Annotated in this window: 21 protein-coding genes; 17 read left to right on the forward strand and 4 right to left on the reverse strand. The window is 38.0% G+C overall.

Annotation, left to right across the window (positions count from 1 at the left end; translation table 11 throughout):
- Positions 1 to 51: 51 nt before the first annotated feature.
- Together RFW85_RS17220 and RFW85_RS17225 are read left to right on the forward strand one after the other, a co-directional pair.
- On the forward strand, positions 52 to 2,490 hold the full coding sequence (locus tag RFW85_RS17220; RefSeq protein ID WP_086264555.1) for an LPS-assembly protein LptD: 2,439 nt from the start codon (positions 52 to 54) through the stop codon (positions 2,488 to 2,490).
- Complete coding sequence (locus RFW85_RS17225) at positions 2,490 to 3,800, forward strand: peptidylprolyl isomerase (RefSeq protein ID WP_309171738.1); 1,311 nt, start codon at positions 2,490 to 2,492, stop codon at positions 3,798 to 3,800. The genes RFW85_RS17220 and RFW85_RS17225 overlap by 1 nt, the downstream gene beginning before the upstream one ends.
- Before the next feature lie 116 nt (positions 3,801 to 3,916).
- Here RFW85_RS17225 and fba read toward each other — a convergent pair whose 3' ends face one another.
- The 3 genes from fba to RFW85_RS17240 all read right to left on the reverse strand — a co-directional run bounded on the left by fba (position 3,917) and on the right by RFW85_RS17240 (position 6,632).
- Positions 3,917 to 4,954 carry a class II fructose-bisphosphate aldolase gene (gene fba, locus RFW85_RS17230; protein ID WP_002121428.1) on the reverse strand — a complete coding sequence of 346 codons (1,038 nt, stop codon included), beginning with the start codon at positions 4,952 to 4,954 and terminating at the stop codon, positions 3,917 to 3,919.
- A gap of 121 nt (positions 4,955 to 5,075) precedes the next feature.
- Positions 5,076 to 5,321, reverse strand: a complete 246-nt coding sequence (locus tag RFW85_RS17235; protein WP_004642615.1) for a hypothetical protein — start codon at positions 5,319 to 5,321, stop codon at positions 5,076 to 5,078.
- Positions 5,322 to 5,444: 123 nt separating this feature from the next.
- Complete coding sequence (locus RFW85_RS17240) at positions 5,445 to 6,632, reverse strand: phosphoglycerate kinase (RefSeq protein ID WP_170247726.1); 1,188 nt, start codon at positions 6,630 to 6,632, stop codon at positions 5,445 to 5,447.
- A gap of 138 nt (positions 6,633 to 6,770) precedes the next feature.
- Here RFW85_RS17240 and RFW85_RS17245 point away from each other — a divergent pair, with 138 nt between their 5' ends.
- From RFW85_RS17245 to putP, 14 genes are all read left to right on the forward strand, one after another.
- Positions 6,771 to 7,154, forward strand: coding sequence for a DUF2237 family protein (locus RFW85_RS17245; RefSeq protein ID WP_170247727.1), 384 nt, complete (start codon positions 6,771 to 6,773; stop codon positions 7,152 to 7,154).
- The gene (locus RFW85_RS17250) at positions 7,154 to 7,747 is read left to right on the forward strand and encodes a nucleoside triphosphate pyrophosphatase (protein ID WP_170247728.1); all 594 of its coding nucleotides are present in this window, start codon (positions 7,154 to 7,156) and stop codon (positions 7,745 to 7,747) included. The genes RFW85_RS17245 and RFW85_RS17250 overlap by 1 nt, the downstream gene beginning before the upstream one ends.
- Before the next feature lie 30 nt (positions 7,748 to 7,777).
- Positions 7,778 to 8,941, forward strand: coding sequence for a cupin domain-containing protein (locus tag RFW85_RS17255; protein ID WP_170247729.1), 1,164 nt, complete (start codon positions 7,778 to 7,780; stop codon positions 8,939 to 8,941).
- Positions 8,942 to 9,295: 354 nt separating this feature from the next.
- On the forward strand, positions 9,296 to 9,859 hold the full coding sequence (locus RFW85_RS17260) for a TetR/AcrR family transcriptional regulator (protein ID WP_002121343.1): 564 nt from the start codon (positions 9,296 to 9,298) through the stop codon (positions 9,857 to 9,859).
- Positions 9,860 to 10,327: 468 nt separating this feature from the next.
- Positions 10,328 to 10,639 carry a metalloregulator ArsR/SmtB family transcription factor gene (locus RFW85_RS17265; protein ID WP_170247730.1) on the forward strand — a complete coding sequence of 104 codons (312 nt, stop codon included), beginning with the start codon at positions 10,328 to 10,330 and terminating at the stop codon, positions 10,637 to 10,639.
- Positions 10,640 to 11,046: 407 nt separating this feature from the next.
- Positions 11,047 to 12,249: a serine/threonine transporter SstT gene (gene sstT, locus RFW85_RS17270; protein WP_170247731.1), complete on the forward strand. Its 1,203-nt coding sequence runs from the start codon at positions 11,047 to 11,049 to the stop codon at positions 12,247 to 12,249.
- Between the two features lie 4 nt (positions 12,250 to 12,253).
- On the forward strand, positions 12,254 to 12,934 hold the full coding sequence (locus tag RFW85_RS17275; protein ID WP_032007258.1) for a YoaK family protein: 681 nt from the start codon (positions 12,254 to 12,256) through the stop codon (positions 12,932 to 12,934).
- A 3-nt stretch (positions 12,935 to 12,937) separates the two neighbouring features.
- Positions 12,938 to 13,474, forward strand: coding sequence for a DUF2058 domain-containing protein (locus tag RFW85_RS17280; RefSeq protein WP_170247732.1), 537 nt, complete (start codon positions 12,938 to 12,940; stop codon positions 13,472 to 13,474).
- 363 nt (positions 13,475 to 13,837) lie between these two features.
- Positions 13,838 to 15,685, forward strand: coding sequence for an ABC transporter ATP-binding protein (locus RFW85_RS17285; protein ID WP_170247733.1), 1,848 nt, complete (start codon positions 13,838 to 13,840; stop codon positions 15,683 to 15,685).
- On the forward strand, positions 15,685 to 16,125 hold the full coding sequence (locus tag RFW85_RS17290) for a MaoC family dehydratase (RefSeq protein WP_017482285.1): 441 nt from the start codon (positions 15,685 to 15,687) through the stop codon (positions 16,123 to 16,125). Before RFW85_RS17285 ends, RFW85_RS17290 begins: the two co-directional genes overlap by 1 nt.
- Before the next feature lie 108 nt (positions 16,126 to 16,233).
- Entirely contained in the window at positions 16,234 to 17,259 is a 1,026-nt protein-coding gene (locus tag RFW85_RS17295) for an AraC family transcriptional regulator (RefSeq protein WP_002121430.1), read from the forward strand.
- A 37-nt stretch (positions 17,260 to 17,296) separates the two neighbouring features.
- The gene (gene gcvH / locus RFW85_RS17300; RefSeq protein ID WP_170247734.1) at positions 17,297 to 17,671 is read left to right on the forward strand and encodes a glycine cleavage system protein GcvH; all 375 of its coding nucleotides are present in this window, start codon (positions 17,297 to 17,299) and stop codon (positions 17,669 to 17,671) included.
- An 89-nt stretch (positions 17,672 to 17,760) separates the two neighbouring features.
- Positions 17,761 to 18,468 (forward strand): Sir2 family NAD-dependent protein deacetylase, encoded by a 708-nt coding sequence (locus RFW85_RS17305; RefSeq protein ID WP_309171741.1) that lies wholly within the window; start codon positions 17,761 to 17,763, stop codon positions 18,466 to 18,468.
- Between the two features lie 411 nt (positions 18,469 to 18,879).
- The gene (putP, locus tag RFW85_RS17310; RefSeq protein ID WP_170247736.1) at positions 18,880 to 20,370 is read left to right on the forward strand and encodes a sodium/proline symporter PutP; all 1,491 of its coding nucleotides are present in this window, start codon (positions 18,880 to 18,882) and stop codon (positions 20,368 to 20,370) included.
- Positions 20,371 to 20,403: 33 nt separating this feature from the next.
- Here putP and RFW85_RS17315 read toward each other — a convergent pair whose 3' ends face one another.
- The gene (locus RFW85_RS17315) at positions 20,404 to 20,892 is read right to left on the reverse strand and encodes an Lrp/AsnC ligand binding domain-containing protein (RefSeq protein ID WP_017386809.1); all 489 of its coding nucleotides are present in this window, start codon (positions 20,890 to 20,892) and stop codon (positions 20,404 to 20,406) included.
- A 124-nt stretch (positions 20,893 to 21,016) separates the two neighbouring features.
- Here RFW85_RS17315 and putA point away from each other — a divergent pair, with 124 nt between their 5' ends.
- Complete coding sequence (gene putA / locus RFW85_RS17320; protein WP_216076485.1) at positions 21,017 to 24,769, forward strand: trifunctional transcriptional regulator/proline dehydrogenase/L-glutamate gamma-semialdehyde dehydrogenase; 3,753 nt, start codon at positions 21,017 to 21,019, stop codon at positions 24,767 to 24,769.
- Positions 24,770 to 24,834 lie beyond the last annotated feature (65 nt).

Genomic DNA, 24,834 nt, shown 5'->3' on the forward strand with positions numbered 1-24,834 from the left:
TATGATGCGACAATAATTAATTGTGAATTAGCATACTTGGTTAATGAGACAATGAAGCATCAGTTTAAATTTAATCCTTTAGCGACAGCTATTTTTACGCTCTTATGTGGCTCCATACAATCAAGTTATGCTGAGTCAACTGATGTTGTCTCCAATATAGACAATAATCAACTGAAAGCGAGCATCAAGGAAGCTTACCCAGGTCAAGAATTCTTTCAGCAATATTATGTTGATAAATCTGCACCTGAAGCTCAGCTTCGTGACAATAAATATTTAAGCTCGGCATTTTGCCAAGGCACATGGGTTACACCGATTAACCCTGAGACCAAAGCTTTAGATGCCGACAAAGCGACTTCTGTCGTTACGGCTAACTACGGACATTACAATCCAGCGGGTGATTCTGTTTTAGAAGGTGATGTTGTTATTGATCAGGAAGGACGCACAGTTCGTGCTGACAAAGTAACGATTGATAAGACCCAAACCTTTGCGCATGCACAAGGTCGAGTACAGTTAGCTCAAGGCGGGTTACTTTCGCAGAGTGATGAAATTAATTACAATCTAAAAACCCAAACCGGGAATTTAGACAATAGTTTTTATATTTCTGAACAGCAACATGCCCATGGTCACGCAGGAAAAATCGAAAGAACCTCACCAAACGTTATGGTTCTTAATGATGCAACCTATACGACTTGCCCACCAGGCCAAAAACCCGGTTGGAAAATCCAAGCCAATAAAATTGAGTTAAATCAGGAAACTGGACGGGGCGTAACTCGTGGAACAAAATTATATGTTAAGGACGTTCCTGTTCTAGCTGTTCCCTATTTTAACTTCCCGATTGATGACCGCCGTACTACAGGTATCCTCAACCCACAATTTGGTTTCTCAAACGATGGGGGTGTTGAGCTTTCTGTTCCGGTTTATTTAAACCTTGCACCTAACTATGATTTGACACTTACTCCGCGATATTTAGCAGACCGCGGTGCAATGCTAAAAGGTGAATTTAGATATTTAACTGATGGCTTTGGTGCTGGTGAAATGTGGGGTGGCATCTTGCCATCTGACAAAGGTTATGATGACAAAGATCGTAAAGATTTCCATTTTTTACATAATTGGGATATCAATGATCAATGGTCTACTAACCTCGAATATAACTATGCATCAGATAAAGATTATTTCTCTGACTTGGATAGCAGTCCTAACTCTAAAACAGATCTTAACTTACGTAGAGCTTGGGAACTTAACTATCAACATGGTATTCCAGGTTTAAAAGCACAGCTTAAAGTCGAAGATTTCCAGACGCTTGATCCAGAAGTTCTAGACGTAGATAAACCTTATGCCCGTTTACCACAGTTTTTATTAAATTACGTCACGGGTAATCCATTAGGCTTACAATACGAATTTAATAACGATACTGCTTACTTTAAGAAATCAATTAATGATGATTCAGCTCAGGAAAGTAGTGGTACACGTATTTATAACCAGTTCGCAACACGCTATAACTACCGCACACCAGCAGCTTTTGTGATTCCTGAAGTTTCAGTACGCTCTATTCAAACGTTTTATGATAAGGACAGTATCGCCTCTCAAAATCTAGATGGCGGTTCGGAAAATAAATCAGTTGTTGTACCTCAATTTACACTGGATACTGGACTGAACTTTGAACGTGAAGGTAAGTATTTACAAACACTTACACCACGCGCTTTCTATGCGTACGCTCCTTACAAAAATCAAGATGGCTACCCTAACTTTGATTCGACAAGTGCATCAATTAGTTATGATCAGCTATTTAACCCATATCGTTTTTATGGACATGATCGTCTTGAAGACAACAACTTCTTGTCATTGGGTGTAAGTTATAGCCTCTTTGATACAGTAGGCTTAGAACGCTTACGTGCAAGTGTTGGTCAAAGTTACTATTTCGAAGATCGTCGTGTCACATTAAAACAGCAAGATGAATTTGATACCGAGCGTAACACTGGTCCTGTTGTAAGCCTATCAAGCCAGCTTAATCAAAACTTTACCATTGCTGCCAACTCAGCATGGATGTCGAATGGCGACAATGCTCAACGTGACTTCCAACTTTACTATACTGGTGATAAAGGAAATTTATACAACTTAGGCTATTTCTATCGTAAAGAAATTACCGGTCGTCAAGATACTTATGACCAAGTTGTTGCATCGTTTATACAACCAATTAAAGATAATTGGCGTATTATGGGCCACGTACAATATGACATGGACAATGATGTTGCCCGTGAACTCTTGCTAGGAGTTAACTATGAGTCATGTTGCTGGGGTATTTCTGTCTATGGCCGTTCATACTATAACGATCTTGACGATCCAAAATCTCCAGATGTTAGTGAAAAGCGGGCGATCATGGCCGAAATTACACTAAAAGGTTTAGGTGGTTTAAACAATAAACTCGCGTCTTTACTTGAAAATCGCGTTTTAGGTTTTAACAAAATTAATCAATCTTGGACACAACGTTAATGAAGACAAAGCATCTTAAACAGTTTTTTAAAGCAACTACACTTGCTGCCCTAATCTCTTCATCAATGCATAGTTTTGCCCAACCCGCTGATGAAGTTGTGGCAATTGTGGACAATAGCGTAATTTTAAAAAGCGATCTTCAACAAGGTATGGCTGAAGCAGCTCATGAACTGCAAGCTCAAAAGAAAGAAGTGCCACCTCAACAATATTTACAGTTTCAGGTATTGGATCAGTTAATTTTGCGTCAAGCTCAACTTGAACAAGTTAAAAAATATGGCATTAAACCTGATGAAAAGAGCTTAAATGAAGCTGTACTTAAAGTAGCAAGTCAATCTGGCTCTAAAAGTTTAGAAGCTTTCCAGCAAAAATTAGATGCTATGGCTCCGGGAACTTATGAAAGTTTGCGCAATCGAATCGCTGAAGATTTAGCGATTAGCCGTTTGCGCCAACAACAAGTGATGTCTCGTATTAAAATTAGTGATCAAGATGTAGAAAACTTCTTAAAATCACCTCAGGGACAAGCTGCGCTAGGTAATCAAGCACATGTAATTCATATGCGCATTTCTGGTGACAATGCACAAGAAGTTCAATCTGTAGCTCAAGAAGTCCGTTCAAAGCTTGCACAAAGTAATGATATAAATGCTTTGAAAAAACTTTCAACTGCAAATGTAAAAGTTGAAGGTGCAGACATGGGGTTCCGCCCACTGTCTGATATTCCTGCTGAACTTGCGGCTCGTATTACTCCATTACAAGATGGTCAAACAACTGACTTAGTTTCCGTACGTGATGGCGTACATGTTTTAAAGCTTCTTGAACGTAAACAAAATGAGCAAAAAGCTTTAGTACCTCAATTTCAAACCCGCCACATTCTCATTCAACCATCTGAAGTAGTTACTCTTGAGAATGCCAAGCAAATTATTGATAACATCTATAAACGCTTAAAATCGGGTGCAGATTTTGCAACACTTGCAGCGACTTATTCTAACGACACAGGTTCAGCGCGTGATGGCGGAAGTCTAGGTTGGGTAACACCTGGAATGATGGTGCCTGAATTTGACAAAAAAATGCAGGAAATTCCTGTAGGTGAAATCAGCGAACCTTTCCAAACTCAATTCGGCTGGCATATCTTACAAGTGACTGAGAAACGTGAAAAAGATATGACACATGAATATCAAGAACGTATGGCACGTCAAATTTTAGGTGAACGCCAATTTAACACCGAGATTGATAGCTGGTTGCGTGAAGTGCGTGCAAATGCCTATGTAGAAATCAAAGACCCAAGTCTAGACAAAAAGAACTTACAAAAGTAAGTCTTTTTGTCTTTATCAAAACCTGTGTTTATCACAGGTTTTTTTGAATGAAATTTATCTAATAAAAAACCGGTTATATAAATAACCGGTTTCTATAAATTAAACCCTAGCGGGAATTATTTATAACGATCAACCATTTTCTCTAAAGAAATTGGGCGGATCTTGTCAGCATTACCAGCTGTACCAAACGCTTCATAACGATCAATACAAATTTGCTTCATTGAATCTACAGTTTTAGCAAAGTATTTACGTGGATCGAACTCAGCTGGATTTTCAGCCATAAACTGACGAATTGCACCAGTAGATGCTAAACGCAAGTCTGTATCGATATTAATCTTACGTACACCATGTTTGATTGCTTCTACAAGCTGTTCAACAGGTACCCCATAAGTCTCTTTAATATCACCGCCAAACTCATTGATTACTTTCAACCACTCTTGCGGCACAGAACTTGAGCCATGCATAACAAGATGAGTATTTGGTAACGCCGCATGAATTTCTTTAATGCGGTCAATCGCCAAGATATCGCCTGTAGGTGGACGAGTGAATTTGTAAGCACCATGTGAAGTACCTACAGCAATCGCCAATGCATCTACATTAGTATCGGCAACAAACTGAGTCGCTTCTTCAACTGAAGTAAGAAGTTGTGAGTGATCAAGGACACCTTCAGCACCAACACCGTCTTCTTCGCCAGCCATACCAGTTTCAAGGCTACCTAAACAGCCAATCTCACCTTCGACAGAAACACCGCACGCATGCGCTAAAGCAACAACATTACGAGTTACATCAACGTTGTATTCGTAAGAAGTAGGTGTTTTACCATCTGTACCTAATGAACCGTCCATCATTACTGAGCTAAAGCCAAGCTGAATTGAACGCTGACAGATATCAGGGCTTGTTCCATGGTCTTGATGCATTACCACTGGAATATGCGGCCATTCTTCAATTGCAGCCAAAATAAGATGGCGTAAGAATGGAGCGCCTGCATATTTGCGAGCTCCAGCTGATGCTTGAACAATTACAGGTGAATTGGTTGCATCCGCGGCAAGCATAATTGCACGCATTTGTTCTAAGTTATTTACGTTAAATGCTGGTACGCCGTAGTTATGTTCAGCAGCGTGATCCAAGAGCTGGCGCATTGAAATGAGTGCCATAATATCCTCCCAGGTAGTGCGGCTTATTCTACCCTGTCATTTATTTCAATTCAGCAACAAATCACAGTATTTCAAAAAAAATCCCTGCATTTGCAGGGATTTTTTAACAAAAAACAACAAATTAATGTGTTTCTGAAGCAGCCGCCTCACTTGGCGCACTACCTTCAACCACATCTGTATTCTTTTCATCTAGAACTGGCTTATCAATCGCATCAATTGCTGCTTGTTGCTCAGGCGTTACTTTTTCAGAAACAGCAGTAGAAGCTGCCGATTCTTGTCCAGCTTGAGATGCTTCATCTTTCTTAGCACAAGCAGTCAACATCATCGGTACAATTAACACAGCAGCAAATGTAAGCTTTAAATTCATCACTATTTTCCACAGTTGGTGATTTAATGCTCATTATTTTATTTCAGATATATGACAGTTTCATGACTTATCAATGAAAAAGGGATTGGTTACCCAATCCCTTGTCATTTCTATATAACAGTATTAAGCACGTTCAAGTAAAACAGCAACTGCTGGTAATGTTTTCCCTTCAACAAATTCAAGGAATGCACCACCACCTGTAGAAATATAACCAATTTGGTCAGCTACGTTATATTTATCAATCGCAGCTAATGTATCTCCACCACCAGCGATTGAGAAACCTTCAGACTGAGCAACAGCAAGAGAAAGAGCTTTGGTACCCTCACCAAATTGATCTACTTCAAATACGCCAACTGGACCGTTCCAAAGAATCGTTTTTGATGTTGTTAAAATATCAGCAAATGCTTTAGCAGTTTCCGGACCAACGTCTAAAATCATATCATTTGCAGTCACATCTTCTACTTTCTTCACTACAGCCTGAGCTGCTGCTAAAGAACCTAAGAAATCTTCAAAATTAATTTGCGATGCATCAGCAACTACAACATCTGTAGGAAGTGGAACGCTTACTTTAGCAGCGATTTGTTTTGCAGTTTCAACCAAGTCAGCTTCATATAATGATTTACCAACGTTAAAACCAGCAGCTGCCAAGAATGTATTTGCAATACCACCGCCAACAATAAGTTGATCGCAAATACTAGAAAGTGAGTTTAAAACATCAAGTTTAGTTGAAACTTTCGAACCAGCAACAATTGCAACCATTGGTTTTTCAGGAGTTTGCATTGCACGACCTAATGCATCCAACTCAGCAGCCAACAAAGGACCAGCAGCAGCAACTGGAGCAAAACGAGCTACACCTTCAGTAGATGCTTCTGCACGATGAGCAGTACCAAATGCATCCATAACAAATACGTCACATAATGCAGCATATTTTTGTGCAAGCTCTGGATTATTTTTCTTTTCGCCATGGTTAAAGCGCACATTCTCAAGTAGTACAACTTGACCAGCTTCAACTTCAACGCCTTCTAGATAGTCTGTTAATAATTTAACTTCTTGCCCTAATACTTCTGTTAAATATGCAGCGACTGGTGCAAGTGATTGTTCTGGCTTTGGTTCACCTTCAACAGGACGACCTAGATGCGAAAATACCATCACTGCTGCGCCTTTATCTAAAGCAGCTTTAATCGTTGGTAATGCTGCACGTAAGCGAGCATCACTAGTAATCACACCATTTTTGACAGGAACGTTTAAATCTTCACGAATAAGGACACGTTTGCCTGTTAAGTTAAGGTCAGTCATACGCTGAAAATTCATGTAAAGCTCTCTTTATGATTTTAAAAACGCGCCAATTTTAAATGATTACATCAAAAAAGGTTAGTTTTTTTGCATAAAAGCTGTAGAAAGCCCCAGTTTTGATTATGATAGAGGTAGTTATTTGATATTTCACCCATTATGTCTATTCATCCAGATCCACAAATCAATCGCTTAAATGTTTTAGGGGAACCTTTAGCAAGTTGTTGCTTTGACCCTATTACAGGCTATTTTAGAAATGGTTTCTGCCACACTGCAATAACAGACCTTGGTCAACACACCGTATGTGCGCAAATGACCTCGGATTTCTTAAATTTTTCTCAGAAAATTGGGAATGATCTTATTACTCCTTTACCAGAAGTAGGCTTCCCTGGCTTAAAACCGGGTGATTTCTGGTGTATCTGCGTAACTCGCTGGGTAGAGGCTTATCAAGCTGGTGAAGCACCTCCTATTAAAATACATGCATGTCATCAAGCCGTATTAAGCTATGTACCTTTAGATGTATTAATGGAATTTGCAGTGTAATGGTTCAGCCACAAATTATTTTGGCATCGAGTAGTCAAACTCGCAGAGACTTAATGGATCGTCTTGGAATTAATTATATCTGTGTTAGTCCAGATATTGATGAAAGTCCTCGCGATGAAACCCATGCCGATGAACTTGCAAAAAGGCTCGCTTTCACAAAAGCTCAGGTGATTGCTGAACAGAACCCATCAGCTATCGTTATTGGTTCAGATCAAGTTGCTTGGCGAGAACACGCTCCGCATGACTTTATTGGCAAACCGATGACTATTGAAAATGCTAAAGCACAACTAGCAGATAATTCTGGTCGAACTGTTTTTTTTAGTACAGCTCTTAGCGTGCAATGGCTCGATAGAAACTTTGAACAAACGCTCGTTGAACATTATCAAGTTAAATTTCGAAACCTGAATCAAGCTGAAATTGAACGATACGTTTTATTAGATCAGCCACTACATTGCGCAGGTAGCTTTAAGTGTGAAAGTTTAGGAATTAGCTTGTTTGAAAAAATGATAGGCCAAGACCAGACCACACTTATGGGTCTTCCTATAATTCAACTTTGCCATATTTTAAGGCAACTTGATCTACAAATTCCTTAATTCTAGATATTTTATAAATAGGTTATTTCCATGACAGAACCTTTAGCAGTTTTAGGCGGCATTACTGCCGAGCAATTTTTAGCAGAGTATTGGCAGAAAAAACCTTTACTGGTGCGTAACGGATTGCCAGAGATTGTAGGTCTTTTACAACCCCAGGATGTGCAAGAACTTGCCTTGGAAGAACATGCAAGTGCCAGACTGATTCGCCAAAAAGATAAAAATCCAAATGAATGGCACGTAAAATCTTCACCTTTAACCAAAGGCGACTTTCAAAAGCTACCAAAATTATGGTCAATTTTAGTACAGGCAGTAGATCACTACTCTTTTGATCTTTCTGAACTTTGGAAAAAATTTCCTTTTATTCCTCAATGGCGCCGCGACGATATTATGGTGTCTTATGCGCCTAAGGGTGGTTCAGTTGGGAAACATTTCGATTTCTATGATGTATTTTTAGTTCAGGGTCATGGTCATCGTCGCTGGCAGCTAGGTCAAATGTGCGATGTAAATACTGCATTTGTACCCAATCAACCATTAAAACTTTTGCCAGAAATAGATGTGCAATTTGATGAGGTTTTAGCACCAGGTGATTTACTATATGTTCCACCTGGAATGGCACATTACGGGGTTGCCGAAGATGACTGCTTAACATTCTCATTTGGCTTTCGCATGCCAAACGTTGCAGGAATGATGGAACGTATTAGCGATCAATTTTCAGCTAATACTTTACTTCAAAATCCTGTTGTAGATATCGCACGCAAACAAATGAGTCAAATTGGTGAAATTAACTCAACTGAACTAAGTTATCTAAAAGACCTAGTTTTAGCTCAGTTGCAAGATTCTGCAGCACTTGATGCCGCAATCATGTCATATATGAGCGAACCTAAATATCCAGATAATATTCCAGAACCTGATGAGATCGAAGCTGATGATCTTCAAGAGATCTTACATGAAGGTTATGAAGTTTTATTAGAACCTGCCTCTCGCCTACTTTATACAGAAAATAACGGAATTCTAAACTTCTGGGGAAATGGCGAAGCGCTATGTATAACTCAAACTTTTGCACCAAAATTAAAAGCTATTGCTGATGGAGAAAGCTTAGCTTTCGATAGTGAATTTAATGAGCTTGAAATCCTTGAAAATGTTGCGTACTTACTCAACGAATCTATTTTGATGCTTTTACCTCCTTCAGAGTAAGAACTTTAATAAAAGTGGACTTTTCAAAGCAATGGGAAGTCCACTTTTAAATTGGCCGACAAACTCAAAAATAGATTCGTTTTTTGTTTATTAATTCCCCCTTTTTAAATTTTAAAATCGACTTATCGCAAAAATATTGAAGTTAAAAGATTTTGAAAACTGAAGTATAATTATTTAAATATATAGCCTAAAACTCTTTACCATTCCCTTAAAAGTAAAACTTCAGCGTTTAAAAAAATAATATCTTTTTTCTATCAATAACAAACAATACCTTGTAAAATTAAATTATCTAGATTCTCATTGATAAAGATCACCGTTCAAGCTAATAGCAATTCATTTGTGAGAGGCTAAAATATGTCGAAAAAAGATGACATTATTAACACAGCATTAAGACTTTTTAACTCGTATAGCTATAATTCTATAGGTGTAGATCGCATCATTAATGAATCTGGCGTTGCAAAAATGACTTTCTATAAGCATTTTCCATCAAAAGAAAAATTAATTGAAGAGTGCCTACTTCTTCGAAATACGCTTCTACAAAACTCTCTTACTTCTGCCTTATCAAAACATGATGAGTTAGACCCTCTTGCGAGAATTAAAGCAGTATTTTTATGGTATTCGGACTGGTTTAATAGCGAAGATTTTAATGGCTGTATGTTTCAAAAAGCCTTGGAAGAAGTTTTAAAACAATATCCTTCAACACATCAACCTGCCACTTTGTATAAAGCTTGGTTGACCCAACTCATGCAAAATCTTCTTAACCAGTATGATGTAAAAGAGCCAGTTCCCCTATCTTTACTACTCGTTAATATTTTGGAAGGTATGACCATACAGGCTCAGGTCGAACATGGTTCAATAAAAATCAATGATTATTGGACTCGAGTAGAAAAATTAATCGATTTTGAAAGAGCTGCATAAAAATAAAGCGTGATATTCTTCTTCTTATATTTAATGATTCTTCTTATGTATCACGCTGCGTCTGAAAGTAATTTTGGTTCAAAATTAGACGTTTTTTTCGACCTTACCAAACCAAAATATACAGACCTGTCTGTACAAAACAAATTATATATTTAAAAAATAAAAACTCAATCTTTTTTTATGTTTTACTTGAAGATAAATTGGATTTAACTATTTATAGCGATTAGATCACACTTATTTTCTGTTGACTTCGATTCACTTATACTTAACAATTACACTTATAACACAATGCAACACTTTAGACACAAAAGAAATACAAACAATTGTTTTTCATTGGAAAGACTACTTATTTATCAATTCCCCTTATATTGCTTTTCAACAAAAACAATTGGATTGATTAGTTTTGCTACATTCATTTCTTTAAGATCAATCTATACTATGCCCGCTATATTGATATAGGTATAAAGTATGAAAGATGGACTCCAAATTGAAGAAATGAAAAATGCGGCTGATTCAGTCGTTGGAATTCTCAAATCTTTGGCTAATACAGATCGTTTATTAATTTTATGTCACTTAGCTTATGAGGAGTTAAATGTCTCGCAAATAGAAGAGAAGACCCAAATTACCCAGCCCACTCTTTCACAACAACTGATGATGTTACGTAAAAGTGATGTTGTATCAACTCGTCGTGATGGTAAACAAATTTTTTATTCTATTAAGGATGACAATATGCATTCGATTTTAAACACGCTTTATCAGCTGTACTGTGTAAGTAAGTAGTATCTTCAAATTATAAATTTATAATAATAGTAGTAATTTCCTGAAATATGCGATTTTTCAGCTTGAAAGCTTAGAGTCCAATCCAAGCACAAAGTTTTGAAAATTCGCGTAGCTTTTCCAAATGCTCCACCATATTTAACCTTTTGCCAATTTATTTTTCCTTAGTCTATTCGATACTTCTACAGATTTTTGATATACCTAGTTTTTTAATGAGCAATTAACAAGCAAAACCACCAACTACAAAACTTCAAATATAAAATTAATTACAATAAAAACAACTATTTAATATTACCATTAATTATAAATGCTTATAGGTGCTATAAAAAAGCTTAAGATTCACATCACTTAAGTATAAAATACTCCGCTTGTTCAACCTTTAGCCATGATTAGGTTAATAAGGCCTTTATATGCTTGCATTCTTTTCTCGATTAAGCTTAGTCACTAAGATTATTATCGCTATTATTCTAGGGATAGGCGTTGCATTACTATTTCCGAACATTACGCCTTACTTAAGTTTATTTGGTGAGCTTTTCATTAAAGCCTTAAAATCGGTTGCCCCTATTTTAGTTTTTGTATTGGTGCTTTCTTCTATTGCCAACTTCCAAGTAGGCCATAGTGCAAATTTACGCCCAGTCTTACTACTGTATGTTATAGGTATGTTGCTAGCCGCTTTTAGTGCTGTTATTGCAAGTTTATCTTTTCCAAGCACTCTTTATCTCAACACGGTTTCTCATAATAATTTACAAGCGCCTGGTAGTCTCGCAGATATATTAAAAAACTTGCTCTTAAGCTTTATTGCAAACCCTGTTCAAGCAATTAGTGAAGCTAATTTTATTGGTATCTTGGCTTGGGCGATTGGTTTAGGTTTAGCTATGCGCCATAGTTCAGATACTACTAAACAAGTAATGCAAGATGTTTCGCATGCTGTAAGTGCTATTATTCATAAAGTAATTGCTTTTGCACCAGTCGGCATTTTTGGTCTAGTTGCCGTAACATTTGCTGATGCCGGACTTGCAACGCTTGAGAGCTATGCACGCTTATTAATGGTATTAATAGGAACAATGTTATTTGTTGCTCTCGTAGTGAACCCAATTTTGGTGGGTTTAACTATCCGCAGCAATCCATACCCGTTAGTTTTTAAGTGTTTAAAAGAAAGTGGGATCACCGCTTTCTTTACACGAAGCTCAGCGGCAAACATTCCAGTTAACCTGGATTTGGCTGAACGTTTAGGTGTTAATCCATCGACAGCTAGTGTATCTATTCCATTAGGTGCAACTGTAAATATGGCTGGTGCAGCAGTGACAATTACGGTTCTCACACTAGCAACTGTACATACTCTTGGTATTCATGTTGATTTTGCAACAATGGTTATTTTATCAGTTGTTGCTGCAGTTTCGGCATGTGGTGCTTCTGGTGTTGCAGGTGGTTCTTTACTTCTGATTCCGGTAGCTTGTAGTCTATTTGGTATTTCAACAGAGATTGCTATGCAAGTTGTAGCGGTTGGTATGATTATCAGTGTATTGCAAGACTCTACAGAAACAGCCCTTAACTCATCTACAGATGTATTATTTACCGCAGCTGTAGATATTCGCTCTAAGCAAGCGTCTTAAGAAAATGCCATTTCAACGTCTACCAAACTGGTTCCAACTTGGAGCCTTTTTGCTGGCATTTAATGCCGGAATGATTAATGTATTAGGGTTAATTACTCTTTTGCATCAATCTATTTCACATATGACTGGCAACGTTAGTATGCTGGCTATGAGTTTGGTAGAGTGGCAACCCGAACATATCATTTTTTTACTTCTAGTGATTATTTGCTATGTTTGCGGTTCATTTTATAGTGGTTTTATTTTAGGTAGCAGTCATTTTCGACTAGGTCGTCGTTATGGCTTACCTTTGAGCCTTGTTGCCTTATTCATTTTCCTTTGCTGGCTATTGCTTCCTTATTTTCCACGCTATGGATTATTATGGGCTTGTACAGCAATGGGTTTACAAAATGCAATGGTAAGCCACTATAAAGGAACAATCATCCGCACTACCCATCTATCAGGTGTTTTAACTGATATTGGTTTAGCACTTGGGTATAAAGCCAGAGGCTTAATAGTAGAAAATAGACGTATTGTTTTACATCTACTTATTTTTATCGGCTTTCTGCTGGGTGGAATTCTTGCCGCTTCAGTACATCCATATTTAAAGCTACAATCATTTTTATTGCCGGCAACTTTAAGCTTAGCCTTAAGTATTTCTTACTGGGTAGTTTATCTCTATAGCACTTCAACTTCACACAAGGACTAAGACATGGTTAAAAATGCCTTACAAGCACAGCTATTAAAAGCTGGTTTAGTTGATAATAAAAAAGCAAAAAAATTAACAAAGCAAGCTCATCACGAACAGCGTCTTGGACTAAGCAATGAAGCTGAAATCAAAGCAAATATTGAAAAAGCTCAACAAGAAAAAGTAGCTAAAGATCAGGCTTTAAATTTAGAAAAACAGAAACAGCTTGAAGAAAAAGCACTTAAAGCGTCAATCATTCAGATGATTAAGCAGCACAAGATTACTGATTTTGCTGGGGATGTGGCTTATCAATTTATTGATGAAAATAAAATCAAAAAAGTGTATCTATCTCAGCAAGTTTATAATGCACTTGTTACAGGTAGCCTAGTTATTGCTAAAGATCAAGATCAATACGCCTATCTTCCAAAAGCTTTAGGTGAAAAAATTGATCAAAAAATGCAAGGCTTCATTTTGATTAATAATGCTGAGAAAAACGAACAAGCTACTGATGAGGACGATCCATATGCAGCATATGTTATTCCAGATGACTTAATGTGGTAATACAATACTTAGGCCTTTATGATATAGATCTAAAGGCCTCTTCTAATTAATGTGCAGCTGTAATAATTTAACAAATGTTCAAAATACTAAGAAAAAATACTTAAAGAATAAATTCCTTCACCCTTTATCTATTAATCTCGATATAATGAATAATACTTTTAGTCCTCGCGACGTTCTTGAAGATTTCTTCGAGTCTCCTTTTTTGCGTCATGTATTAATTTAAGACGTACAACATAATCAGTTCATGTGTATTTGCATATATTCACAAGATCGAAACCTTAAGTGATATTGATCTAACTGACTTTTTGCAAATTAAATTGCAAAGATTTAATTAAGTGGCTTTTGTCTCAAAGGTAGTAATTCATGCTGAAGTGGTTTGAAAAACTTGTAGATCCCTACCCAACTAAAGGTTTAGATGAACCTTTACCAACTCGTTTTTTCCCATTTGTTTGGCAAGCTACGGAAGGCCTACGCCCTTACTTATTCTTACTTATTCTTTTTACAGCAGGTGCTGCAAGCTTTGAAGCCTTACTTTTTTCAAAGATTGGACAACTCGTAGACTGGTTAAGTAAAAGTCATCCGGAAAGCTTTTTAAGTCAGCATGCTACTGATTTACTCATTTTGATTGCAGTCTTATTTACCAATATCTTTTTTGTAAATATTCAATCTATTATCAAACATCAAATTTTATATAGCACCTTCCCAATGCGTTTGCGCTGGCGTTTCCATAATCTTTTATTGAAACAAAGCTTAGACTTTTTCCATAATGACTTTGCAGGACGACTTTCTGCCAAAGTTATGCAAACAGCACTAGCAATCCGTGAGTTCTGGATTATTTTGGGTGACATGTTGGCATACGTCAGCATTTACTTCATTACAGTCAGCATTGTTCTGGGCGCAATTTCACCAATTTTACTTATTCCACTTTTAGTTTGGTTAAGCCTATTTTTATTAAGCGCATGGTTCTTTATCCCCCGCTTAAGTAAAGTTTCCCAGCAACAAGCCGATGCTCGTGCTGTCATGACAGGCCGCGTAACAGATGCATACACCAATATCCAAACAGTAAAACTATTTGCCCATGCTGGTCGTGAAAGCCAATACGCAAAAGCATCGATGAAAGAGTTTATGACTACAGTCTATGCCCAAATGCGTTTAGGTACCCTCTTTGAAGTCAGCATTAATATGTTGTCTGCTGTTTTGTTTGTAGGTGTAATTGGTACCTCTGTTTGGCTATGGACTCAAGGTTTAGCAGCATTAGGTGTAATTGCAGCAACTACTGCAATGATTCTAAAACTTAATAGTATGGCTGAATTTATGATGTGGCATATGTCAGCCTTATTTGAAAATGTTGGAACCATTCAAGATGGTATGCAAACATTAGGTAAAAAAATCAATATTCAAGACAAACCGGATGCAAAACCACTTAAAGTCACCAAAGGTGAGATTGTATTTAAAGATGTAAGCTTTGCTTATAACAATAAAAATGTGATTGATCACTTCAACTTGCATATTAGAGCAGGCGAAAAAATAGGAATTGTGGGCCGTTCTGGCGCAGGAAAGTCGACGCTGATCCAGTTGCTTTTACATTTTTACCATCTTAAGCAAGGTGCCATTTTAATTGATGGCCAAAACATCGAAGATGTAACTCAAGATAGTCTAAGAGCTAATATTGCTTTAGTTACTCAAGATACGTCTTTATTACATCGCTCAGTTGCAGAAAACATTAAATATGGCCGCCCAGATGCGTCTGATGCAGATATGGAAAATGCTGTAAATAAAGCCAAAGCTGCTGAATTTATTCCGCAATTAGTTGATTTAAAAGGACGTAGTGGTTATAACGCTCAAGTAGGTGAACGTGGTGTCAAGCTTTCTGGCGGTCAAAGACAGCGTATTGCTATTGCACGTGTATTCTTAAAGGATGCTCCTATTCTTATTTTAGATGAAGCAACTAGTGCATTAGACTCGGAAGTTGAAGCAGCAATCCAGTCAAGTTTAAATGACCTGATGGTTGATAAAACCGTTATTGCAATTGCACACCGTTTATCTACTATTGCACAAATGGACCGTTTAATCGTTCTTGATGAAGGTCGAATTGCTGAGCAAGGAACTCATGAAGAGTTAATTGCGCAAAATGGTATATACGCACAGTTATGGAAACGTCAAACAGGTGGTTTCCTAATTGAACAAAAAGTATTACAGGGTCAAGATTAATGCTTTATTTAGAAGATTTGAAAATTGGTGATCGCTTCATTAGCCGTGAATATGAAATTACCTTAGATGAAATCAAAAAATTCGCAAACTCCTATGACCCTCAGCCCTTCCATATAGATGAAGAACAAGCTAAGCATGATCCAATTTTTCAGGGAATTGCTGCTAGCGGTTGGCATACTTCTGCAATTACTATGCGGTTATGGACGGAATGTATGCCGATTCATGGCGGCCTGATTGGTTCAGAGTCCAGCTTACGTTGGCCACGCCCTACTCGACCAGGTGATAAAATTCATGTTGAAGCAGAAATTTCAGCGATCACACCATCCAAAACAAAATTAGATCGTGGTATTGTAAGTTACGTTACGCAAGCCTTAAATCAAAATGGCGACGTATTACTTATTTCAACAACAAAAATTGTTGTCTTTAAAAAGAATGTTTAAAACATGGTTGATATGATTGTCTAACAGTTTTTATAAACTCAGATTATATTTCATGACAAGATGTGTAAGAAATGCATGTGACAAATTGATGAGAGCAATGGAACGCATATGAAAATTACCTCAGCTCGTCAAGATCAGGGTATTCCGGGAGTCTATGGCTTATTGCTATTAGATGTTGTTTCACGTTGGGGATATAACGATGAAACATTATTTGCTCCATTTCATCTTACTAGTGAACAACTGGCCGACCCTGATTATCGTATTTCTACACCTGTAGCAAATGAATTGGTTAAACACGCTCTTAATTTAACTGGTGAAACTACGTTGGGGTACCATCTTGGTACTCAAATGCGTATTTCGATTCATGGCTTCATTGGCTATGCGATTATGACAGCTAAAGATATTACAGAAGCAATTGCCCTTGCAGCACGCTTTATTCAATTACGTTTACCCTTTTTACAACTCTATTTTTCAACGTTTGGTCCAAAAGCCACCTTACAATTACAGTGTGACATCGAACTTGAACCTCTAAGAACAGAAATCGTTTTAGGTTTGACCATTGGTATTATGAGTATGGCTAAAGCGATTACGGGTATCGAAGATTTAGCTGGTGATGTAGATTTGGACTTTCCTGAACCAGAAGGTTTTGAAAAGTATAGAAATAAACTAAGCAGCACAATTCGCTTCAACCAGCCTCATTTGATTTCAAGTTTTGATAAAAAATATCTAGGAATTAAATTAGTTAATGCTGATCCTATCGCAAGTCAGGTTGCTATTAATCAGTGCGAAGCCGAACTTTCCGCTTTAGGTGAGCGCCGGCGTTTAGCAATGCGAGTTCGTGATATTTTAAGTAATTCTGAACAACATTATTTAAGCATTGAAAATGTAGCCGAATGTCTACATATGTCAGACCGCACACTAAAGCGCCAATTAGCGGCTGAAGGAACTTCATTTTCTACATTGGTTGATGAAGTGCGCTATCGACATGCAACATCTCTACTTTCACGTACAGATTATAGTCTTGAACAAATTGCAGATGAACTTGGCTATTCAGACGTTGCAAATTTTAGCCGTGCTTTTAAACGCTGGAGTGGCCGTAGCCCAAGCAACTGGCGTAAAGACCCATACTTATAATGTTTAAAACTATTGGACACAAGCTTAAGGAGTTATCATGAATCATCCTTCGGAACTGAAGTATGCACGTACACATGAGTGGGTAAAGATTGAGGGTGATTTAGTTATTACCGGGATTACCGATCATGCACAAGATGAACTTGGCGATTTGGTTTACGTTGAAACTCCAGAAGTTGGGAGTAAAGTTACTGCTGGCGAACAAGCTGGTGTGGTTGAATCAGTAAAAACTGCTTCTGACATCCATGCTCCTGTTTCAGGCACTGTAGTAGAAGTAAATACTGACCTTGAAGATGATCCTGACTTTGTAAATGAAGATCCATATGGTAAAGGCTGGATTTATAAAATTAAACCAGACAACATTGCAGATGTTGAAAAACTTTTATCAAATGCAGAATATGAAGCTGGCTTATAAAAGATAGGCATCGCTTTCAATATTTGATAAAACCAGTTTAGTTTTAAACTGGTTTTTTATTATCTATTTAAAATTAGCTTTCCGAATAGGTGAATTCTATGACAAACCTTGTTGTATTTTCAGGTGCGGGCATGAGTGCCGAAAGTGGAATCAGCACTTTTCGTGACAGTAATGGCTTATGGGAAAATTACGACATCCAACAAGTTGCCACACCTGAGGCATGGCAAAGGGATCCTGCCTTAGTTCAACGCTTTTATAATGAGCGACGTAAAAATATTTTAGAGGCTAAACCTAACGAAGCTCATCAATATATTGCCAAACTACAAAACCACTTTGACGTACAAGTGATTACTCAAAATATTGATGATTTACATGAACGGGCTGGAAGTTCCAAAGTTTTACATTTGCATGGAAATATTCGTTTAGCGAAAAGCTCTGGCCCTGATGCACAATTTACAACACAGTTTTACGATATTAACGGATGGAAGCTAGATCTAGAACAAGACTTTTGCGCAGATGGCTATCCCCTGCGTCCACATGTAGTCTGGTTTGGTGAAGCTGTGCCTGCTTATGAAGAAGCAATTCAATTAGTACAGAGTGCAGATATTTTTATTGTGATAGGCTCGACATTAAGCGTATATCCCGTTGCGGCTTTAGTACATGAAATTTCAGATCAATGTAAAGCCTACTATATAGATCCAAATGCGGATCATTTGCGTGTTCCTCAACAATACGAATTATTAAAGATGTCAGCGACCCAAGGAATGCATAAACTTTTTGAAAATTTAATCAGCTAATTGCTATTTTTAGGCACTAAATAAGCCGAATGTGCATAAAAATATTATTAATTGACCAAAAAATTGTCGATTTTTTTAACTTTATTTTAAATTTCTATAAATTTTTTTTGACCAACAGCCTATTTATAACCCTATATGAATTTAGTTTTTTTCAGAATGGCGTTTTTTTGCAGAAAAAATTAAAAAAAATAAATATTAAAAAACTATAAGTTATTGATTTGTATTACAATTCAATATATCTAAAATCAATTTATTTCAATTTACACAATGATACAAAAGTACAATATAAAAATAACAGTGCAAAAAAAATCTTTTGTGGTTGAATCTCAACCTCTTGGATGCCGTACAAGAAAACAGCGACCTGGATTAGGTTACAATCACGGATTATGGATATAAGGACACACATCCATTATGAGTTATTTTGATCCCACCCTCATCATGTTTATGGTGTACATCGTAGCAATGGTTCTTATCGGCTTATTTGCCTACCGTGCTACAAGCGACTTCTCAGATTATATTCTCGGTGGTCGTAGTTTAGGCAGTTTCGTAACTGCATTATCCGCAGGCGCATCAGACATGAGTGGTTGGCTGCTCATGGGTTTACCAGGCGCGATTTATCTTTCTGGTTTATCTGAAGCGTGGATTGCAATTGGTCTCATTATCGGTGCTTGGCTTAACTGGCTACTGGTTGCTGGTCGATTACGCGTTCATACTGAAGTCCAAAATAATGCACTCACGTTGCCAGATTATTTTACAAGTCGTTTTGACGATCAGAAAAAAGTACTTCGTATTTTCTCTGCCGTTATCATCTTGGTTTTCTTCGCAATTTATTGTGCTTCAGGCATGGTAGCAGGCGCCCGTTTATTTGAAAATTTATTCGGCATGTCGTATACAGCTGCAATCTGGCTTAGCGCAATTGCGACCATCAGTTATGTTTGTATTGGTGGATTCTTAGCAATTAGCTGGACCGATACGTTCCAAGCTGGCTTAATGATTTTTGCACTATTGCTTACTCCAATTGTAACCTACCTTGCAATTGGCGATACAACGCAGTTTGTGACACTCATTGAAACTGCTCGTCCACATGCGTTTAATATCATCTCAGATTTGAGCGTTGTGGCGGTTCTCTCCTCCATGGCATGGGGCTTAGGTTACTTTGGCCAGCCACATATTCTTGTGCGCTTCATGGCCGCTGACTCTGTAAAATCAATTCCTGCTGCTCGTCGCATTGGTATGACTTGGATGATTTTATGCCTAATCGGCGCTGTAGGTGCTGGTTTCTTCGGTATTGCTTACTTCCAACAACACCCTGAATTAGCAGCAGTTGTAAGTAAAAATCCTGAAACTGTATTTATGGAATTGACTAAAATCTTATTCAATCCATGGATTGTAGGTATCATTCTGGCTGCGATTTTAGCTGCTGTGATGAGTACATTGAGCTGCCAACTTTTGGTATGTTCAAGTGCACTAACAGAAGATTTGTACAAAGGCTTTATTCGTAAGAATGCATCTCAAAAAGAGCTTGTATGGGTTGGACGACTCATGGTTCTTGCGATTGCTCTTCTTGCGATTGTTCTTGCTGGTAATCCAGACAGTAAAGTTCTTGGTCTTGTTGCCTATGCATGGGCTGGCTTCGGTGCTGCATTTGGTCCGCTTATCATCTTGTCATTATTCTGGAAACGTATGAATTTACAAGGTGCTTTAGCGGGTATGATCGTTGGTGCAGTTGTAGTCATTGGCTGGAAAAATCTTTTCGCAGACACTGGTGTTTACGAAATTATCCCAGGCTTTATCCTTGCATTTATCAGCATCATTGTAGTGAGTCTTTTAACTAAAGCGCCAAATACAACAGTAACTGGCCGCTTTGAAAAAGCAGATGAACTCTACAAAGAAAGCGTATAAGTTATTGAAATAAATAAAGGGGCTTCGGCCCCTTTATTTATTTTTAGTTTTGATTTTAATTTTTGAAGTATCTTTTACAACTTGCATGACTGGATAACTACGAGTCTCTTTAACCCCTGGTAATTGCCACAGTACCTGCCCCGCAATTCGTCTAAACTCTTCCATGCTGCCACTTCGTAATTTAATTAAAAAATCAAACCCACCACTCACCATATGGCATTCAACAATTTCCGGATAGTGAACCACAGCATCAATAAACTCATCTAAAACATTGGGGGTAGTCTTATCTAATAGTACCTCTACGAACACCAAAAAATTTGCATTTAACTTGATTGGATTCAATTTCGCTTCATATCCCAAAATGAAATCATCCTTTGTCAACTTCTGCACTCGGGCCATAACAGCAGTTGGCGACAAGTTAACAAGTTCGGCTAATTTACTATTAGAAATTCGCCCATCTGTTTGAAGAATATCCAAAATTTTTAAATCAGTGCGGTCAAGGCTTAATATTGGGCCATTCATCTGAATTTTCCTCTAAAAAATAGGCAAAATATAGTGAGTTATTCGGTGTTTCTTCTGTAATGATAAATTATCTAAACCTCTCTACTCAAGATGGGAGTATGAGAGTTGCTTGGCGGAAACAGATATGAACACAATGGATACTTTTCATCAAATGGATAAATCTCACCAAGGCTATATCACCGAATTTAACGATAAAAGTGAGTTTGAACAACGCATTAATACAGCTTGGCGACGTGCTGAACCAGAAGCTGTAGAAGAGCTATTGCAAGCTGCTGCGGTATCTGATGATTTAGATCATAAAATTTATGACCTTGCTTTCAATCTTGCCAATAATTTACGTGAACGTAAGACCTCTTCGGGCAAAGCAGGTATTGTTCAAGGGTTATTACAAGAATTCTCTCTTTCTTCACAAGAAGGCGTGGCGCTCATGTGTCTTGCTGAAGCTTTGCTTCGTATTCCAGACTCAGCAACACGTGATTTGCTTATTAGAGATAAAATCAATCAAGGTAACTGGAAAGAACATGTTGGCCAAAGCAGCTTAATGTTTGTAAATGCTGCAGCATGGGGCCTTATGTTAACTGGTAAGCTCATGGAAACTCCAAAGCAAACCAGTCTTTCAAGTGTACTCACTGGCCTTTTAGCACGCAGTGGACGTGGCATTATTCGTAAAGCTGTTGACGTTGCAATGCGTATGATGGGTGAGCAGTTTGTGACTGGTGAAACCATTGAAGAAGCTGTAGACCATGCGAAAGTACTCGAAGACAAAGGTTTCCGCTATTCTTACGATATGTTAGGTGAAGCAGCCTTAACCGAACATGATGCTGAACGTTACTTTAACGATTATACGCAAGCCATTCATGCAATTGGTAAAGCATCTAATGGTAAAGGCGTTTATGATGGCCCGGGCATTTCAATTAAGCTTTCTGCTTTACACCCTCGTTATCAACGCGCGCAAATTGAACGTGTTCATCAAGAACTTTACGGCAAAGTATTTGAACTCGCTCGTTTGGCTAAAAAGTACAATATTGGCTTAAATATCGATGCTGAAGAATCAGAACGTTTAGAAATTTCTCTTGAGTTACTTGAACGCCTTTGCTTTGAGCCAGAACTTGCAAACTGGAAAGGTATTGGCTTCGTTATTCAAGCTTATCAAAAACGCTGTTTCTTCGTGGTTGATTATATTATTGACCTTGCTAAACGCAGCCAAAAGCGTCTCATGATTCGTCTTGTGAAAGGTGCATATTGGGATAGCGAAATTAAGAAAGCGCAAATCGAAGGTATGGATGACTACCCTGTCTTTACCCGTAAAGTACATACAGACTTATCTTATATCGCGTGTGCTAAAAAATTACTTGCAGCACCTGAGTTCATCTATCCTCAATTTGCAACTCATAATGCTCAAACATTGGCAACGATCTATCATTTAGCTGATCCAAGCAAATATTATGCTGGTCAATATGAATTCCAATGCTTACATGGCATGGGCGAACCGCTTTATGAACAAGTTGTTGGTCCACGTGAACAAAATAAATTAGGCGTACCATGCCGTATTTATGCACCCGTTGGTAACCATGAAACGTTGTTAGCTTATTTAGTACGTCGTTTACTCGAAAATGGCGCGAATACTTCATTCGTTAACCGTATTGCAGATAAAACACTTAAAGTTGAAGATCTTATCCAGTCTCCAATTTACGATATTCGTCATGCAGCTAAGCTTGAAGGTTCAGTTGGCTTAAAACACCCATCTATTCCTCTACCTTTAGATATGTACGGGACACTTCGTAAAAACTCTAAAGGCTATGATTTAGCAAACGATACTCCACTTACAGCTTTAGACCGTATAGCTCAAGAATTACGTAATCGTATTTGGCAAAGTCATCCATTATTGGCAAATAATGATTCATTAGAGCAAAGTCATTCTGTTGCAATTACAAACCCAGCACAAAATGATGAAATTGTTGGTTATGTGCAAGAAGCTGATCTTAAGCATGTTGAAATTGCGCTTAATGCAGCTGAACAAGCTCAATCAGAATGGTCAAATATGCCTAAAGAACAGCGTGCTCAACACTTAAAACGTGCAGCTGACCTCATGGAAAGCCGCATTCAAGAATTGATGGTTTTGCTTTGCCGTGAAAGTGGGAAAACTTATGCCAATGCGATTGCAGAAGTTCGTGAAGCTGTAGATTTCTTACGTTATTACGCAACTCAAGTTGAGAATCTTCCTGCAAATACAGATATTCAGCCTTTAGGTACTGTACTTTGTATTAGCCCGTGGAACTTCCCTCTTGCAATTTTCTCTGGCCAAATTGCTGCAGCATTAGTGAGTGGTAACTGTGTTATTGCTAAACCTGCTGAACAAACCCCATTAATCGCAGCTCAAGCAGTTCAGATTTTATGGGAAGCTGGTATTCCCCATGGTGCTGTACAGCTACTTCCTGGCCGCGGTGAAACAGTAGGTGCTCAGCTTAGTCAAGATAGCCGTATTGATGGCATCATGTTTACTGGCTCGACTGAAGTTGCAAAAATTTTACAGAAGACTGTTGCGAAACGTTTATCTGAAAATGGTCAATCTATTCCTCTCATTGCAGAGACTGGCGGTCAAAATGCAATGATTGTTGACTCATCTGCTTTAATTGAACAAGTTGTATTAGATGTTGTAAGTTCTGCTTTTGATAGCGCGGGTCAACGTTGCTCTGCTTTACGTATTTTATGTGTGCAAGAAGACAGTGCTGCAACCGTTATTAAAATGCTTAAGGGAGCAATGCAGCAGTTGATTGTAGGTAACCCTGCGATTTTAAAAACTGACATTGGTCCTGTTATTGATGACGAAGCAAAACAGACGATTGATCAACACATCCAAAAAATGAAGTCGAAAGGCTATCCAGTACATCAGTTGATGTTTGGTTCAACAAGCCAGAATGAACTGGATCAAGGAACCTTTGTTGTACCAACAGCAATTGAACTCCCTAACCTTGATGACTTGCAGCGCGAAGTTTTTGGTCCAGTTCTACACATCATTACCTATAAGTATGGTGAGCTTGAGCAATTGATCTCACGTATTAATGCCAAAGGTTATGGTTTAACAATGGGTCTGCATACACGTATTAATGAAACCATCCAAACGGTCATTCAACATGCTGAAGTTGGTAACCTTTATATCAACCGTAATATTGTTGGTGCTGTCGTTGGTGTGCAACCATTCGGTGGTGAAGGTTTATCGGGCACAGGTCCAAAAGCTGGCGGTCCGCTTTACATGTATCGCTTGATGCAGCAGTGTTCAAACAAAGTATTGGCAACACCATTTGCTATGAAGACTGAGCAAACTGCTTTTGAAGGTTTTAACCGTGAGGTTTATCAGAGCTTACAAAATTGGGCGAAACAATATTTACCACAAGCAAATCGCGAAATTGAACCATTTGGTGTTGGTAAATTTTATGAGTTACAAGGCCCTACTGGGGAAAGTAACCAATATATTATTTTGCCACGTCATCGTGTTCTTTCTATCGCTGATACAGAACAAAATCAGTTGCATCAGTTACTCGCAATTTTTGCAGTGGGTAGCCAAGCGGCCGTAATGCCAAATAGTCCGTTATTGGCAAAATACAAACAAACATTGCCTAAAGATGTGCTTGCAGCGATTACTACGGTTAAAAACATCACATCAGATGATTTTGATGCAGTTTTACACCATGGTAATCGTGAAGAAATCTTCTCATTACAACAAGAAGTTGCTACGCGTTCTGGCGCAATTGTTGGTATTACTCACGTTGAGCCGAATGAGAATATTCCACTTGAACGTTTAGTGATTGAACGTGCAATTAGTGTGAATACAGCTGCAGCTGGTGGTAACGCAAGCTTAATGACAATGACTGATTAATCGATAATTTTCAAAAAAAGCCCAAATCTCAGTATTTGGGCTTTTTTATTTAATAAAGTAATCTA

It is taken from the genome of Acinetobacter sp. 12966 (assembly GCF_031196995.1).
GTDB lineage: Bacteria > Pseudomonadota > Gammaproteobacteria > Pseudomonadales > Moraxellaceae > Acinetobacter > Acinetobacter geminorum.

What these genes read in the sequence shown, in the direction of transcription:
- RFW85_RS17220 (WP_086264555.1), top strand. Translation starts at nt 52, where the DNA reads ATGAAGCATCAGTTTAAATTTAATCCTTTAGCGACAGCTATTTTTACG.
- RFW85_RS17225 (WP_309171738.1), top strand. Translation starts at nt 2,490, where the DNA reads ATGAAGACAAAGCATCTTAAACAGTTTTTTAAAGCAACTACACTTGCT.
- fba (WP_002121428.1), bottom strand. Translation starts at nt 4,954, where the DNA reads ATGGCACTCATTTCAATGCGCCAGCTCTTGGATCACGCTGCTGAACAT.
- RFW85_RS17235 (WP_004642615.1), bottom strand. Translation starts at nt 5,321, where the DNA reads ATGAATTTAAAGCTTACATTTGCTGCTGTGTTAATTGTACCGATGATG.
- RFW85_RS17240 (WP_170247726.1), bottom strand. Translation starts at nt 6,632, where the DNA reads ATGAATTTTCAGCGTATGACTGACCTTAACTTAACAGGCAAACGTGTC.
- RFW85_RS17245 (WP_170247727.1), top strand. Translation starts at nt 6,771, where the DNA reads ATGTCTATTCATCCAGATCCACAAATCAATCGCTTAAATGTTTTAGGG.
- RFW85_RS17250 (WP_170247728.1), top strand. Translation starts at nt 7,154, where the DNA reads ATGGTTCAGCCACAAATTATTTTGGCATCGAGTAGTCAAACTCGCAGA.
- RFW85_RS17255 (WP_170247729.1), top strand. Translation starts at nt 7,778, where the DNA reads ATGACAGAACCTTTAGCAGTTTTAGGCGGCATTACTGCCGAGCAATTT.
- RFW85_RS17260 (WP_002121343.1), top strand. Translation starts at nt 9,296, where the DNA reads ATGTCGAAAAAAGATGACATTATTAACACAGCATTAAGACTTTTTAAC.
- RFW85_RS17265 (WP_170247730.1), top strand. Translation starts at nt 10,328, where the DNA reads ATGAAAGATGGACTCCAAATTGAAGAAATGAAAAATGCGGCTGATTCA.
- sstT (WP_170247731.1), top strand. Translation starts at nt 11,047, where the DNA reads ATGCTTGCATTCTTTTCTCGATTAAGCTTAGTCACTAAGATTATTATC.
- RFW85_RS17275 (WP_032007258.1), top strand. Translation starts at nt 12,254, where the DNA reads ATGCCATTTCAACGTCTACCAAACTGGTTCCAACTTGGAGCCTTTTTG.
- RFW85_RS17280 (WP_170247732.1), top strand. Translation starts at nt 12,938, where the DNA reads ATGGTTAAAAATGCCTTACAAGCACAGCTATTAAAAGCTGGTTTAGTT.
- RFW85_RS17285 (WP_170247733.1), top strand. Translation starts at nt 13,838, where the DNA reads ATGCTGAAGTGGTTTGAAAAACTTGTAGATCCCTACCCAACTAAAGGT.
- RFW85_RS17290 (WP_017482285.1), top strand. Translation starts at nt 15,685, where the DNA reads ATGCTTTATTTAGAAGATTTGAAAATTGGTGATCGCTTCATTAGCCGT.
- RFW85_RS17295 (WP_002121430.1), top strand. Translation starts at nt 16,234, where the DNA reads ATGAAAATTACCTCAGCTCGTCAAGATCAGGGTATTCCGGGAGTCTAT.
- gcvH (WP_170247734.1), top strand. Translation starts at nt 17,297, where the DNA reads ATGAATCATCCTTCGGAACTGAAGTATGCACGTACACATGAGTGGGTA.
- putP (WP_170247736.1), top strand. Translation starts at nt 18,880, where the DNA reads ATGAGTTATTTTGATCCCACCCTCATCATGTTTATGGTGTACATCGTA.
- RFW85_RS17315 (WP_017386809.1), bottom strand. Translation starts at nt 20,892, where the DNA reads ATGAATGGCCCAATATTAAGCCTTGACCGCACTGATTTAAAAATTTTG.
- putA (WP_216076485.1), top strand. Translation starts at nt 21,017, where the DNA reads ATGAACACAATGGATACTTTTCATCAAATGGATAAATCTCACCAAGGC.